General features: G+C 40.4%; 13 protein-coding genes. 6 read left to right on the plus strand and 7 right to left on the minus strand.

Going from position 1 to position 14,181, the window contains the following annotated elements; genetic code table 11:
* The first annotated feature begins 169 nt into the window (after nucleotides 1-169).
* Nucleotides 170-1,012: a MipA/OmpV family protein gene (locus KQP93_RS03900; protein WP_217875934.1), complete on the plus strand. Its 843-nt coding sequence runs from the start codon at nucleotides 170-172 to the stop codon at nucleotides 1,010-1,012.
* Here the strand turns inward: KQP93_RS03900 and KQP93_RS03905 are convergent.
* The 3 genes from KQP93_RS03905 to KQP93_RS03915 are packed head-to-tail and all read right to left on the minus strand — an operon-like array spanning nucleotide 996 to nucleotide 3,159.
* Nucleotides 996-2,186, minus strand: a complete 1,191-nt coding sequence (locus KQP93_RS03905) for an ATP-binding protein (RefSeq protein ID WP_217875937.1) — start codon at nucleotides 2,184-2,186, stop codon at nucleotides 996-998. The two genes, KQP93_RS03900 and KQP93_RS03905, sit on opposite strands and share 17 nt — an antisense overlap.
* A complete protein-coding gene (locus KQP93_RS03910) occupies nucleotides 2,183-2,872 on the minus strand; it encodes a response regulator transcription factor (protein ID WP_217875939.1) in 690 nt (229 codons plus the stop codon). Before KQP93_RS03910 ends, KQP93_RS03905 begins: the two co-directional genes overlap by 4 nt.
* Entirely contained in the window at nucleotides 2,872-3,159 is a 288-nt protein-coding gene (locus tag KQP93_RS03915) for a DUF3019 domain-containing protein (RefSeq protein ID WP_217875953.1), read from the minus strand. Before KQP93_RS03915 ends, KQP93_RS03910 begins: the two co-directional genes overlap by 1 nt.
* Nucleotides 3,160-3,811: 652 nt before the next feature.
* Here KQP93_RS03915 and KQP93_RS03920 point away from each other — a divergent pair.
* From KQP93_RS03920 to KQP93_RS03930, 3 genes are all read left to right on the plus strand, one after another.
* The gene (locus KQP93_RS03920) at nucleotides 3,812-4,513 is read left to right on the plus strand and encodes a DUF3581 domain-containing protein (protein WP_054560843.1); all 702 of its coding nucleotides are present in this window, start codon (nucleotides 3,812-3,814) and stop codon (nucleotides 4,511-4,513) included.
* Between the two features lie 95 nt (nucleotides 4,514-4,608).
* Nucleotides 4,609-5,844, plus strand: a complete 1,236-nt coding sequence (locus KQP93_RS03925; protein ID WP_217875956.1) for a DEAD/DEAH box helicase — start codon at nucleotides 4,609-4,611, stop codon at nucleotides 5,842-5,844.
* A 48-nt stretch (nucleotides 5,845-5,892) separates the two neighbouring features.
* A complete protein-coding gene (locus tag KQP93_RS03930; RefSeq protein ID WP_217875959.1) occupies nucleotides 5,893-6,861 on the plus strand; it encodes a sensor domain-containing diguanylate cyclase in 969 nt (322 codons plus the stop codon).
* Here KQP93_RS03930 and KQP93_RS03935 read toward each other — a convergent pair.
* Nucleotides 6,858-7,814 (minus strand): methylenetetrahydrofolate reductase, encoded by a 957-nt coding sequence (locus KQP93_RS03935; protein ID WP_217875961.1) that lies wholly within the window; start codon nucleotides 7,812-7,814, stop codon nucleotides 6,858-6,860. The genes KQP93_RS03930 and KQP93_RS03935 overlap by 4 nt on opposite strands.
* A 247-nt stretch (nucleotides 7,815-8,061) precedes the next feature.
* On the opposite strand from KQP93_RS03935, the gene KQP93_RS03940 reads away from it, so the two are divergent.
* The gene (locus KQP93_RS03940; RefSeq protein WP_217875963.1) at nucleotides 8,062-10,947 is read left to right on the plus strand and encodes a M16 family metallopeptidase; all 2,886 of its coding nucleotides are present in this window, start codon (nucleotides 8,062-8,064) and stop codon (nucleotides 10,945-10,947) included.
* 35 nt (nucleotides 10,948-10,982) lie between these two features.
* Here KQP93_RS03940 and KQP93_RS03945 read toward each other — a convergent pair whose 3' ends face one another.
* From KQP93_RS03945 to KQP93_RS03955, 3 genes are all read right to left on the minus strand, one after another.
* Nucleotides 10,983-11,924, minus strand: coding sequence for a sensor domain-containing diguanylate cyclase (locus KQP93_RS03945; RefSeq protein ID WP_217875965.1), 942 nt, complete (start codon nucleotides 11,922-11,924; stop codon nucleotides 10,983-10,985).
* A 329-nt stretch (nucleotides 11,925-12,253) separates the two neighbouring features.
* Nucleotides 12,254-12,571, minus strand: coding sequence for a helix-turn-helix transcriptional regulator (locus tag KQP93_RS03950; RefSeq protein WP_217875967.1), 318 nt, complete (start codon nucleotides 12,569-12,571; stop codon nucleotides 12,254-12,256).
* 3 nt (nucleotides 12,572-12,574) lie between these two features.
* Nucleotides 12,575-12,976, minus strand: coding sequence for a hypothetical protein (locus tag KQP93_RS03955; RefSeq protein WP_217875970.1), 402 nt, complete (start codon nucleotides 12,974-12,976; stop codon nucleotides 12,575-12,577).
* 341 nt (nucleotides 12,977-13,317) lie between these two features.
* Here KQP93_RS03955 and cysE point away from each other — a divergent pair, with 341 nt between their 5' ends.
* Nucleotides 13,318-14,142 (plus strand): serine O-acetyltransferase, encoded by an 825-nt coding sequence (gene cysE, locus KQP93_RS03960; protein WP_054560835.1) that lies wholly within the window; start codon nucleotides 13,318-13,320, stop codon nucleotides 14,140-14,142.
* Nucleotides 14,143-14,181: the final 39 nt, after the last annotated feature.

Raw genomic sequence — 14,181 nt, forward strand, 5'->3', positions numbered from 1 at the left:
GAATTAGGGCGTAAAGTAACAGTCTTCGCGGCTTTGTTAGTCAAAAAAATTATACAAAAAAGCACGCAAACGATATGATCGACCCTGATTGGGTAAAGACTAAATAGTTTTTAGTAGTATAAAGTTGTCATAGTAATTGTTATTTATGACATAAAGGTGAATTGCGTTAATGAAGAAATTGTTTGGCTTAGTATGTTGTTTAACAGCATCAACTGCGTTTGCGCAGGCTGATGTTAAACAACCACAATTAATTAAAAAGTCGACAATACATGCCAGTATCACAGTGGGTTACGGAGGCATTGAGAACCCGGTACTTGATGCTGACGATGTCACTTCCCCAATTCTGCCAAGCTTTGCTTATTACGGTGATAACTGGTATTTCGATGATTTTTCTGTTGGCTACAGCCTATATGAAACAGAAAAATTTTATGTCGATTTACTGGGGCGCTTTAATGATGATGGATTTTTCTTTGAGTTGGATGGGGTAGATAAACTCTATGCCACAGGTGTTGTCCGTTCAAGCTCTGGGCGACCTACATTACCCACCGCGTCACCAATTAATCTAACACCTATAGAGCGCGACCTTTCTTACATGGCTGGGTTATCATCGGCAGTAAACGTCTACGATGGCATTTGGTTAAGTGCGGCGTATGTCCATGATGTAACTAATGTTCATAATGGTTATGAAATCTTGCTAAACGGCTATCAAGTATTTGAACTGTTTTCTGGTACTGCTGGCATTGAGGCAGGCATCAATTACAAGAATGAAGAACTGATCGATTATTACTACACGGTTAATCCATCAGAAAGCAAAACGCGTTTACTAAGTTACAACTTAGAAAGTGCCACCAACTACTACTTAAAAGTAAGTTACGAATACCCGATCAGCGATAATTTCAGTCTTGATTTCAAACTTAAACACACTTGGCTTGATAGCAACTTAGCTAACTCACATATGATCAATAAAAACGGCTATTTCTCTGGCTTTACGGGCATTACTTACCACTTTTAGGCCAGCGAATAGTGATCTCTGCACCGCCTGTTTGCGAACTGTTAGCCAAGCTAATTTTACCGCCATGCCAGCTGGCAATACGATGCACGATATAAAGCCCTAATCCATAACCACTCGCTAGTTTATCTCCTTCACCTCGTTTAAAAGGCTCAATGAGTGCATCCGCATTAATTGGTAAGCCAGGTCCATCGTCTGTAATGCTTATACTGTAATAGCCCGCTTTTTCTTTGCTACTTATATGGATAGTGTGTTTTGCGTATTTTGTGGCGTTGATCAGTAAGTTTTGTACCGCGATTGCCATAAAGCTTGCTTCGCAATAGGCTGTGTCTACTTCAAGCGCCGGAATGAATTTGAGTTCTTTGTATAAATCGAATTTAGCAATTTCTGTGTTGATCAGTTTAGCTAAGTTAACTTTCTCCTGATTAAATACACTTTGCTGGTGCTCTAAGCGAGCGAACGATAAGTACTGCTCTAGACGTAATTCAATCTCATCGATATCACGCTCAATTTGGCTACTTTCTTGAGATTCCAAATCGGCAATCGACAAAGCAAATCGCATACGGGTAAGAGGTGTGCGAATTTCATGAGAAATAATACGCGATAAGTCATTATGGAGCTGAACAAACTTATTGATGCGCTCAGACATATGGGTGAAGGTGCTGGCTAATGGGGCAATAGATGAATTTGGTTTTATATCAAGCTCTATACGTTGCGGTTTTTTACTAAAGCGATGAGCTGCGCGTTGTAATAAGCTCAAATCGCGAAACACTGGGCGAATGAATAATAAGATCATCGCACCAAGTAAAAAGTAAAAGGCAAAAAATGCAAGCCAGTCAGTTTTTGCTTGCGAAATCAAAGAAATGGGGCCAACTTTTTGGATGCTGCCGTTATTGCCTTTGAGGTATATATACTGCTGATTGTTTTCGGTGACGCTAATAATGCCATCTTTATCGAATTTGGCTTGTAATGAATCAGGCAAAACAAGCTCATTTTGGTTAAAGGAGCTGATCCTCGCTTCTTTTTGTTCAGCAATTTGTGCAAGTTCAGCAACGCTTATTTGCACACTCGGTATGTGCTCAGAAAAAAACTGATTATAAAGCTGGCCAAAAGCTAAAACTAAGGCAATTAAGCTTACTGTGATAATTAAGTACAGCTTAAAAAATTGCTGCTTCATATTTTTGAAATATCCAAGCTGTATCCTTTACCTCGTACAGACTTGATATCAAGGGCTTCTTTTTGCTCGCTAATGGTTTCTTTAAGCTTTTTACGTAAACGGCTAATTTTTAAATCAATCGCTCGGTCAAGTCCGTCATACTCACGGCCAATAACATGCTTGAACAATACCTCGCGAGAAACTGGTTCTGGGGTGTTTTTTGCAAGGTAGGCAATGATCTCAAATTCACTTTCATTGAGATTCAATGCTGTATTATGAAAATAGATATCGCGCTTTTTACTATCGATACGCAAGATATCAATTTGGTGCGAAAAGTTATCTTGGCCAACGGTGTGGGCGATAATCGTTTTAACTTTGGCGAGTAACAGTTCAGGCTTAATGGGTTTTACAAGGTAGTCGTAAGCACCTAAGTTTAAGCCTTTAATTTGTGATTGCACAGAATCCAGCGCCGTTAGAAAAATAACAGGGCAACTGTACTTTTCTTTCAATTGAGAAATTAACTCAAAGCCATTGCCATCCGGTAGCATCACATCACAGATGATCAGCGAAGGCATAAAGGTGATTTCACTGCTACGGTACGCCTCGGCAGTATTAAATACATCTATGGTATAGCCATGCTTTAACAAAAACGTTTGAATTAAGCTTGCTAATTTCACATCATCTTCAATTAAAAAAATATGCTGCATTATAAACTCCAGCCAAAGCGCCGTTTTATTCGGTAATCTTTAGCTTCATAGCTTGCTATTGACAGTAGTTGTTGCTTAACAACTTGATTGCTCAATGGATTGATTAATTTCACTGTAAGCGGATGCTCAGTCTTAATCGTTAATTTCTCGATAATTAAACCACCTTGTGTGTAACACTGCGTATATTGTGGACGCTGAGTTATTTCTAAACAAAGCTCTTTAAAGGGAGCAACACGAAAATGAATCTGTATATTAAATTCACAGGCTTTTTGTTTAGCATCTATCACACACACGGTGGGTGAGACTTTAAAAAAAGGTTGCTCGGGACTGTCATCGCTTAAACAAAGCGACGAAAAACAAAGACAAAAAAACAGTAATAGCCAACTCAATCGGTTTATCATTTAACCAAGTCTCTGTTTTTTATAAGTCTTTTCTTCAAAGTAATAATAACCATCGAAAGTTGATGTAATCTGCCCAACTCACTTTGAGTACTCATTTTTTTGCCGTTTATTATAATTATTATTTATGCAGCCTATGAGTGGCGATTACACGATAAAAAAGCGGGTCTATCATACCTCATTTATCGTTATAGCTACAAATAGGTGCTATGCAAAGCCAGTATTTTCAACCTATTGGCGTATTTTCTTTATATTCTAAAGTTAGCTTGTTGTTTTAAAAGGGAAACTGAATTTATATTTAGTTTTAGCTAATAGTTTTTCACTAAGTTTAGTTGGGCCTAAGTCTTTACTATTCTGCGTTATTTGTTAATCGTTTCGTACAAAATGATACAATTTAAATTTAGCTTATTGAGACCACTATTTTAGCTGATGTAATTAAACATTTGCTGAGCACGTGATTAATAATTAACAGATTCGACCTCTATTTCCATTTTATCTGGTAGTATAGTCAGGTTATAAGTAGTTTAAGCAGTGAACAATTATGTTAAGTCCTTATTATCAGCAACATGCTGATTACGTTTCTATCTCACGTGAGCAAGGCTGTCGTTTTGCCAAGTTAGTGGCTGATGATTTCAATCCGTTACACGATAAAGATGCCAAAAAGTTTTGTGTGCCGGGCGATTTACTTTTTTCGCTGGTTTTAAACCGCTATGGCATCAGTGAAAAAATGGAATTCACGTTTGCTGGTATGGTTGATGAAAATTCAAAGTTGACCTTCCCAGAAGGTGCTGATGAGTTTGCGATCACCGATGGCGAAAAAGTTATGCTAAAAGTGAAACGCGAAGGGGCTGTTAGCCAATGTCCCGAGTTAACAAATAGCTTAATCAAAAACTATGTTGAGTTTTCTGGCACGACCTTCCCGCATGTAATTATTCCATTGATGGGTAAGCAGGATGTGATGATCAACCCAGCCCGTCCAATGGTGATTTACGAGTCAATGTTGATTAACCTTGACCGCCTTGATATCAGTGCACCTGAACTAGAGTTTGCTGAGCCTGATTTTGAGTTTACTGGCAAACGCGGCAAAATCACGCTTCGCTTCAACCTGTTAGAAAATGGCGAAAAAGTAGGGGCGGGTGAAAAACACATGCTTGTGTCTGGCATTCGTGACTATTGCCAAGCAACGGTTGATGACTTAATTAGTTTTTATAATCAACGTAAAGAATCACTTAAACCAGCGTAATCTTTACAATTGATATAAAGGGCGCTCATTGCGCCTTTTTTGTTGCTGATGTTCCGCGTACAATAGCGCTTTTATAGCCAAATGTACTTCAGACTATGTCAGTAGCGACCTTTTCAGAATTAAATCTTGCACCTGCATTGCTTACTGCCTTGCAAGAAGAGAATTATCACACCCCCACAGCAATTCAAGCGCAAACCATCCCACTTATTTTAGCGGGCAATGATGTAATGGGCAGCGCACAAACGGGAACGGGCAAAACCGCCGCGTTTGTTTTACCACTCCTGCACAATTTGTTATCTGCTGAAGTACTTCCAGATGCTGTCAAAGTCCTAATTTTAACGCCAACTCGAGAGCTCGCTCAGCAAGTATTTGCAAGTGTAGAGCGTTATGCTGCGCATACTGAAATAAAAGCAGCACTGGCTTATGGCGGTGCAAGTATTGGCCCACAAATTAAAGCCATAAAAGGGGCGCAGGTTGTAGTTGCAACACCTGGGCGCTTACTTGACCATGTGATTAAAGGTAGTATTAAACTTTCAAGTATTAATGCGCTGGTATTTGATGAAGCTGATCGCATGCTTGATATGGGTTTTATTGACGAAATTAAACGCATCTTGCGCCATGTGCCAAAAGAACGCCAGACTTTACTGTTTTCAGCCACATTTGACGACAGCATCTTTAAACTCAGTAAGCAGTTATTAAATGATCCTAAATTAGTTGAAGTGAATAAACGCAACTCAGCAGCGGTTGAAGTTGAGCAGCTAGTTTATGCGGTAGATGAAGACCGTAAGCGCGAGCTGGTGTCACACATGATTGGCATGAAAAACTGGCAGCAAGTACTGATATTTACTCGTACTAAACAAACCGCTGATGTGCTTGCTAAAGAAATGTGTAAAGACGGCTTAAAAACCGAATCTATTCATGGAGATAAAAGCCAAGGTGCGCGTGATAAAGCACTGCAAAATTTTAAATCAGGTGTCACAAGAGTACTGGTTGCGACAGATGTTGCTGCGCGTGGTCTTGATATTGCCTCACTCAAGTATGTGATTAACTATGAGCTGCCATATGTGGCTGAGGACTACGTACACCGTATTGGTCGTACAGGGCGTGCTGGCGAGAAAGGCATGGCGATGTCGCTGGTTAGCATCGATGAGCAGTGGCTATTGGACGAAATAGATATCTTACTCGACACAAGACTCACACCGCAGTGGTTACCAGGCTATGAGCCTGATTTAACCAAAGAGCCGAAGCAAGTACGTAAAAATACGAATAAAGCACGCCGCTCTCGCGATAAAAAACGTATTTTAGGGCAAAAAAGTAGGAGACGTTCCTAAATCTGGCGTATATTTATACTACCCTCCTGCTAAAGTTGAGAGTTTAGTATGTTAGAAGAGAATAAGTGGATGTTCCGCCGCGCTGATAAGCAGTTCTCCTTAGAAAAGTGGCAGAAAACAATTGATCTCATGACCGAGCTGTTTTCTGCTCCCGCAGGCTTTATCGTTCATAAAACGGATGATGTTTATCGCATTATCGTCTCCAGTGAGCAGCAAGAAAACCCCTATGAAGCGGGGGCTGAGTTAAGTGCTGACGATAATATCTTCTGCAAAAAAGTACTGCGCGATATGGCTCCTCTTTATGTTGATCATGCCAGTCAAGACGGTCAATGGGATGACAGCCCTTTGGTAAAAGATGGCTTTGAGTCTTACCTTGGGGTGCCCATTAGTTGGCCAAGTGGTGACCCGTTTGGCACCTTTTGTGTTATGGATTTTAAACAAACCCATTATCAACAAAGCTTTTTAGAATTAATCGAGCAGCTTCGCGACATGGTTGAAGATGACCTTGCGCTGTTAGATAACTTTATGCAGATGCGTGAAATTGCCATGCTCGATTCACTTACTAATATTTATAACCGCCGTGCAATAGACCTACTTTGCCAACATAAACTGAATATATCGAAACGGTTAGGTTTTGATATTAGTTGCTTGTTTATTGATATAAATAACTTTAAACCGCTCAATGACACGTATGGCCATGAAGTTGGCGATCTTGCGCTGATTTGTTTAGCTGACACGATGAAAGAGTGCCTACGTGAAACCGATATTATCGGCCGCTTAGGGGGCGATGAGTTTATTGCGTTATTGCAAGTTCAGCCCGGTGATTGCATAGACAGCATCACTGATAAACTCAATACCACCTATCAATCTAATTTAGAAAAGCGGGGCATTCCAGTTACAAGTTTAAGTATTGGCTCTGGGGTAATAGCTCAGCCAAAAGAAAACTTTGCTGAGCTATTAAAGCGAGCAGATGAAGATATGTATGAGAAAAAGCAAGCCTCTAAGACAGCACGTTAAGCTATTTGTTTCTCAGCTAGGTTTAATTCCATGGTTGCTTTAAGTAAACGGTAAAGGTTAATTGACGCATCAATTTCTTCTTTACGATTGGTTAAGCTCTCAATATTTAAACCTAGCGGTACATCTAAATGTGCGCAGCTTTGTAAAATTAAATCGAGATTCTCACGGCAGATACGCACTGATTCACTCAATGTATTTGCCGAATCTAACATACGATACTTGGTAGCCTCAGGTACTGAGATACCTAACCACTCCATAAATTCTAAGGTTTTTTCACCACCACATGGAGTAAACGTTAGAATAATGCGTTTTGGTGTTGTGCCTTGTGCTTTACAGCTACGCGCATAGCTGGTGATCAAATCAATCGTTGCTTGAGCATTGTATACAGCTTGTGAGATGAAAAACTTACAACCTTGCGCTGTTTTTTCGACTAAACGCTCATGTTCATTACGTTTGCTAGCATGACGCTCGGCAATAGTAACGCCACCTAAAAATACATCACTGTTTTGCTTAGCTAGCGTATTATATGCATCAGGTAGGCTTAATTTGATATCGCCATGAGATGATGGACTACCTACCAACACTAAGTTTTTTAACTCAAAGTCGTTGCGCGTTTCGTTTAACCACTCGGTAAACTCTGATTCACCACGCTGGGCTACGCTTTTATATGTGATCACATCAAGTTGCGACAAGCTGCGTAGTAGCTGACTGTATTCACGTGGATCTACCGTTTTTTTAAATGGAAAAGGGCGTGGCTTTGCAATGCGGCTACTTTCATCTTGAATGTCGTAAATAATCACGCCATCGTATTCAATTTCGTGTAAACGACCAAGTAGCTTCTGAGCAATGGTCTCAAGCTGTGCTTTATCAGTACCTGACTTTGGTGGTGTGGTACCAATTAGGTAGACGCCTTGATTGGTGTCTTCAATTTTCTCTTGTAATGATAAAGCCATAATCCTCATTCCAGCTCGTGCTAATGTCTATGACAAACAATATAGCAGCCATTTAGACGTCTAGATAGATTTTTCTCTTGAAAGTTTTTCAATGACTATGAATTTTACTCAAGTTTAAAGCTGAGCGTTTCGCAAAATTGACACACCTGTTTACATAATTTGTTGCTCTGACCCTCATATTTTCTGGCGCTTTGATGCATAATCAAGCAGCAATGATTATGAGAAAAATAACTAACAAGGGAACATTATGAAATTTAGATTATTAGCAACCAGTGTTGCTGTAACACTTGCTTTAAGTGGCTGCGCAAGTAACTCACAGTCAACTATGGTTAAAGAAGTCGAAATTGAGCAGCAAGTAAGCCAAGATGATAACCGTGTATTTAGCCAAGATTACCTATTAGAAGAGCTTGAAAATGGCCTTCGCGTAATGGTAGTAAAAACTGATTACCCAGATGTTGTGTCACTGCAAATTCCGGTATCTGTTGGTTCACGTAATGAGGTTGAAGCAGGTAAAACCGGTTTTGCGCACTTCTTTGAGCACATGATGTTTAAAGGCTCTGAAAAATTCCCGCAAGATGTGTATTCAGATATTTTAAAGAACTCGGGTGTTGATAATCGCGCGTATACGACCAACGATTACACTAACTATCACTTAAACTTCTCAAAAGAGCACTTAGATAAAGTACTCGAAATTGAAGCTGATATTTTCCAAAACCTGACTTACAGTGAAGAGCAATTCCGCACCGAAGCGCTGACTGTAAAAGGTGAATATTTAAAGAATAATGCCAGCCCAATTCGCAAGTTACTTTCTGCGGTTCGTAACGAAGCATTCGAAAAGCATACCTACAAGCACACCACCATGGGCTTTTTCGAAGACATTGAAGCCATGCCTGATCAAATGGCGTATGGTAAAGAGTTTTTCGCAAAATTTTATAAACCTGAGTACGTATCTTTAGTCATTGTTGGTGATGTTGATCCACAAGAGACCATGGCAATGGTGAAAAAGCATTGGGGTAACTGGAAAAAAGGCGATTACCAAGCAGATATTCCTGTTGAACCAAAGCAACAAGCAGCAAAATATGTACATGAGAAAAATGATGGTTTACCAGGCCATTGGTTGCTTGTGTCATATAAAGGCACTGCATGGGATCCTACTCAAAAAGACCGTGCCGCGCTTGATTTGATCTCACAGCTGTATTTCTCTAACAACTCGGCACTTTATCAAGAGCTTGTTGTTGATAAACAAATTGCCAGCCAAATGTTTACCTATAACCCAGATACTAAAGATCCGGGTTTATTACATGTGTTTGTAAAAGTCGAAAACGAAGCGGATCTTGCGAAAGCCCGTGATGCGATTAACCGTACCTATGCACAAGCGCGTACTGAGTTGGTTGATGCACAAAAGTTAGCTGATTTAAAATCTAACTTAAAATACAGCTTTATCAATGGTCTTGATTCATCACAGTCAATTGCCTCAACACTTGCAAGCTACATGCACTTTGAGCGCGACCCAGAGGTGATTAACCAGCTTTACGCCACAGCTGATAGCATCACCCCTGAAGATATCAAAGCGGTAGCAAACAAGTACTTTGTTGATCCAAGCCGTACCACGGTGACAATGTCGGCGCTTGATAAAGTGGCTGGTTTTGAGCAAGAAGTTGACTTAAATGCCTTGGTTGCCAGTATCGAGCAAGCCCCAACAGAACGTCACTTTAAAGTACTTGATAAAACCAATAGCTCACCACTGGTTGATGTGAACTGGTTATTTAATACCGGCGCAGCAGCTGATCCACATGGCAAAAAAGGCTTAGCGGCACTCACTGCTGCGATGCTAGCGCAAGGTGGCTCAGAAACTATGAGCTATAAAGATATTCAAAAAGCGCTATACCCACTGGCGGGAAGTTTTGGCTATCAAATCGATAAAGAGATGATTTCACTACGCGGCCGTGTACATAAAGACAATGCCGCGCAGTGGTATGCACTTGTTAGCGACCAGTTGTTAAACCCTGGCTTTAGAGAAGATGATTTCAAGCGTCTGAAAAAAGAGCTTATTGATAGCATTAAAGCAGGTCTGAAAGCGTCAAATGACGAAGAGCTAGGTAAAGAAGTGCTATATCATCAGCTTTATAAAGGCCATCCGTATGAAAGCTATAATTATGGCGATTTATCAGACCTTGAAGCGTTGACACTTGATGATGTTAAAGTGTTTTATGCTAACCAGTTTACTCAATCTAAGTTAACAGTGGGTCTAATTGGTGCTATTCCGGGTGATGTTAAATCGACAATGATGAAAGATTTAACATCGCTTCCACAAGGTAAAGAAAGCCGCTTAACGATCCCTGATGCGCCAGAACTTATAGGTCATCATGCAACGATTGTTGAAAAATCAGCGCAATCTACCGCTGTATCATTTGGTTTCCCAATCGATACAATTCGTAGTAGCGATGACTGGACCGCACTTTGGTTAGTGCGCTCTTACTTTGGCGAACACCGCAGCTCAAACAGCTTCTTGTATCAGCGCATTCGTCAAACCCGTGGTATGAACTATGGTGACTACGCATACATTGAATACTTCCCACGTGGTATGTTCCAAACTAAACCTGATGCTAACTTAGGTCGTTCAGAGCAAATTTTCCAAGTGTGGTTACGTCCGCTTCGTTCTAATAACGATGCGCACTTCGCAACGCGTACGGCATTATTTGAGCTTGATAAGCTCATTAAAAATGGCATCAGCAAAGAAGATTTTGAAGCGACTCGTAACTTCTTAATTAACTTTGTGCCGCAAATGGTTGCAAGCCAAGATCGCCAGTTAGGCTATGCGCTTGATAGTGAGTTCTATAACACTGAGAGCTTTGTTGACTATGTGCGCGGCAAGCTTGAAAAGCTAACCCTTGATGATGTTAACCGTGTTATTCGCGATAACCTGCAAACAGAGAATATTCACTATGTGTTTATTACGGGTGATGGCAAAGACATGCAAAAACGTCTAGTCTCAGAGCAAACATCACCTATGGTGTATAACGCTGAAAAACCAGCAGAACTTGTTGCTGAAGATAAAGTGATTGCTGACTATAAGCTTGCAATACCAGCGAAAAATATTGCAGTACTTGATGTCGAAAAAGTATTTCAATAATAACTAGATAAACAGACTCTAATTAATGCCCCTTATTAGGGGCATTTTTCTATGTTTAATGGCTCGATGTTATCAGCAACCACAAGCTGATTTCGGCCAGCTTCTTTTGCTTGATAAAGCGCGCTATCAGCCATTTCAATGAGTAACATGGCATCATCACAGCTACTAGGGTAGATAGTTGCTAAACCAATACTAACCGTCAAGGGATGACCGGCAAGCTCTGGTAATTGTAACTCACTGAGCGCGTCTATTAAGCGCGTGACTAGTCTTTGTGCTTGTTGGCTTTGTGTATTACCGAGTACCAGCACAAATTCTTCACCGCCGTACCTAGCACACAAGTCACCGGGCCTACGAGTAAATTCAGGCAAAAATTTTGCTACCTCTATTAAGCATTTATCACCCACGAGGTGACCAAAGTTGTCGTTAAGAGACTTAAACTTATCAAGGTCAATCATGGCTAACGACAAGGGGTGCTTTAAGCGGGCACAGCGACTCCACTCTTGCTCATAAAAATCATCAAAATGACGTCGGTTAGCAATTTGTGTTAGGCCGTCAATACGGGCAAGTTCTTGCACTTGCTGCTCAGCGAATTTTCGTTCAGTAATATTTAAGTGGCTGATCACAACATAACCTGTTGTGCCAAGTTTTAAAGGCACTGCGCGCATCATAAACCAGCGGCTTTCGGTATCACTATGGCAAGGGTATTCGAGGTAAAACTCTGCGAGTTGTTGATTAATAACTTGGTTTATTCCAGCGTAGGCTTTTATACCAAACTCATCGCCATTAGCAGCAGCTGATTTGCAAATAGCAAGGTAGTTTTGATCTTCCCACCGGGTATTACACTGGCAATTATTCTCATCGCCAAATGTCTGCCAACTGCGATTCACAAACTCGATATCACCGAGGTCATTAATTACCACAATATGCTCTGAGATCGTATCGAGTATTGATTTTAGAAACTCTTTTGATTCAACCACATTTGTTCCTAGCCATTGCCACTTTTTTAAGATTAGCAACAAATGCTGGGTTTTCATTGTAATCAACAGAAAAAACAATTAATAAGCAATTACCTTTTATCTACAGTTTTCTTATTTGAAAGTAGATATCTAAAGATTTTTTCGGGGGGGATATGTAAAAACTGCCAACACCTTGCTTAACGTTCGGTTTTGACAGTTATATTTTATTTATACGCTGAGAAATGCTAAAACATTGCGCCAATTTTAACACCTAGCGCAAATAACATAATTGCTATTACAAAGCCTAACAGTGTGGCGTGGCCGCGTTGTTCTTTGGTCATCTTTCACTCCTAAAAAATAACAAATACCGTTGCCATACCAAGGGCAAAACTCACAAACGAAGAAGCCGCTACGATTGCAGCGAGATTTTGCTTACTCACTGCGTGTGTTGTGCTTTGTTCTGGTACTCCGTCATCGAGCTTAATAAGCTCACCTTGGCGTACTTCAAACACTGCACATAGGCTCATGGTGGTTTCTTTTGATGCCGCACCTTCTTTTTCAACTCGTTGAATGGTACGTAGGCTTACATCACAGGCATCGGCCAGTTGCTGCTGCGTCCAATCGAATTTAAGTCTAAGTGCTTTTATTGTGTTAGGGTTCAGCTGCATTACTTACTTCCCAAGAAATGGTTCAATAAAAGTAACGACTGCGTAACCAAATATTGCGCCACCAATAAAACAGCCCAGGGTAACCAAAGCCACTTGTTTTGGATTATCAGTAAGTGAGGTTTGTGTGCTCTGTTTAACTAATTTGTCAGCTTTATAAAACGAACATTCAAGCTTGCCTGTGAGTATATTTTTCATCTCGAATTTGACTGCATAAGCATTACCTTGGTAGCTAAAGTCATGATGACTTTTAAAGCCGAAGCTGCGCTTTTCACTTACCAATTCGTCGTTTACATATACTTTCTCTTTACCGCTCATGATATGACCAAAGCATGCGATTTGGTTGTCACCATCTTGAAAGTAAAATTTATAACCTAGTTTATGTGAGTTTAGTACGTCGTTTTTCATCATCGTTTCCTTGTTAAGTTGATGATGTAAATTTAATGATTATTTTTGTTTTTTACGCCGTCAGCGATATGCCAGTGCCTATTTTGGCATATGACAGGCAAGATGTCATATCTGTTTTGTTATTGAAAAATAAGCACTTTAATTAAGTTTCTCGGCTGGTATTAGAATTTGCTACTGTCATATGCGATTGGCTAAAAAGCACAGTTAAAAGAGTAAAAATAGGTATTGTTACTCTGGTTATTAGATATAACCAGAACAAATAAACAACGGGTTAGTACATCTTGCTACAAATCCGTTAAACTTAAGGCTTAGCAGTTAGGTACAACCAGAAAGGCAAAATTATGCGTCATGAAATTTGGCAAAAGCTTCGAGATGAAGCAAACGAAGTCGTTTCCCGTGAACCGCTTTTAGCAAGTCACGTTTATTCGTGTGTGTTAAATCATGAATGCTTAGGTTCGGCGCTGAGCTTTATTGTTGCAAATAAACTTGCAGATGCGGTGGTATCAGCATTTACTATCCGTGAATTATTCGACCAAGCCTTTGTTAAATGTGACCTAATGCTGACGCATGTAGCTCATGACATAAAAGCAGTTAAAGATCGCGACCCTGCGGCCGATAGTTACTTAACTGTTATTTTGAACCTTAAAGGCTTCCATGCAATACAAGCACACCGACTCGCAAATTGTTTATGGCAACAAAACCGAAAAGAGCTTGCTCGCTTCATTCAGAGCAGAACCTCAGAAGTATTTGGCGTTGACATCCATCCTGCTTGTAAAGTTGGTCATGGTATTATGTTTGACCATGCAACTGGGATTGTAATTGGTGAAACAGCAGTTATTGAAGATAACGTATCGATTCTACAATCTGTAACCTTAGGTGGTACAGGTAATGAACAAGGTGACCGCCATCCGAAAATTCGCGCAGGTGTATTGATTGGCGCAGGCGCTAAAGTACTGGGTAATATCGAAGTAGGTGAGGGGGCGCGTATTGGTGCAAACTCTGTCGTGTTAAGTGCGGTTCCTGCACACACTACTGTGGTTGGTGTGCCTGCTAAAGTGGTCGGCAAACCGAGCTGCCCCTGTCCAGCAGAAAGCATGAACCAAAACTTTTTAGACGATGGTACGACTACCGCTAGTAATGCCTCCCACACCAGTGCTATGTTGTAGTTTTACACTATAAAAGAGCAATGGAATTGTCTAAATTAT

Origin of the sequence: Pseudoalteromonas shioyasakiensis (genome assembly GCF_019134595.1) — a bacterium.
GTDB classification, from domain to species: Bacteria; Pseudomonadota; Gammaproteobacteria; order Enterobacterales; family Alteromonadaceae; genus Pseudoalteromonas; species Pseudoalteromonas shioyasakiensis_A.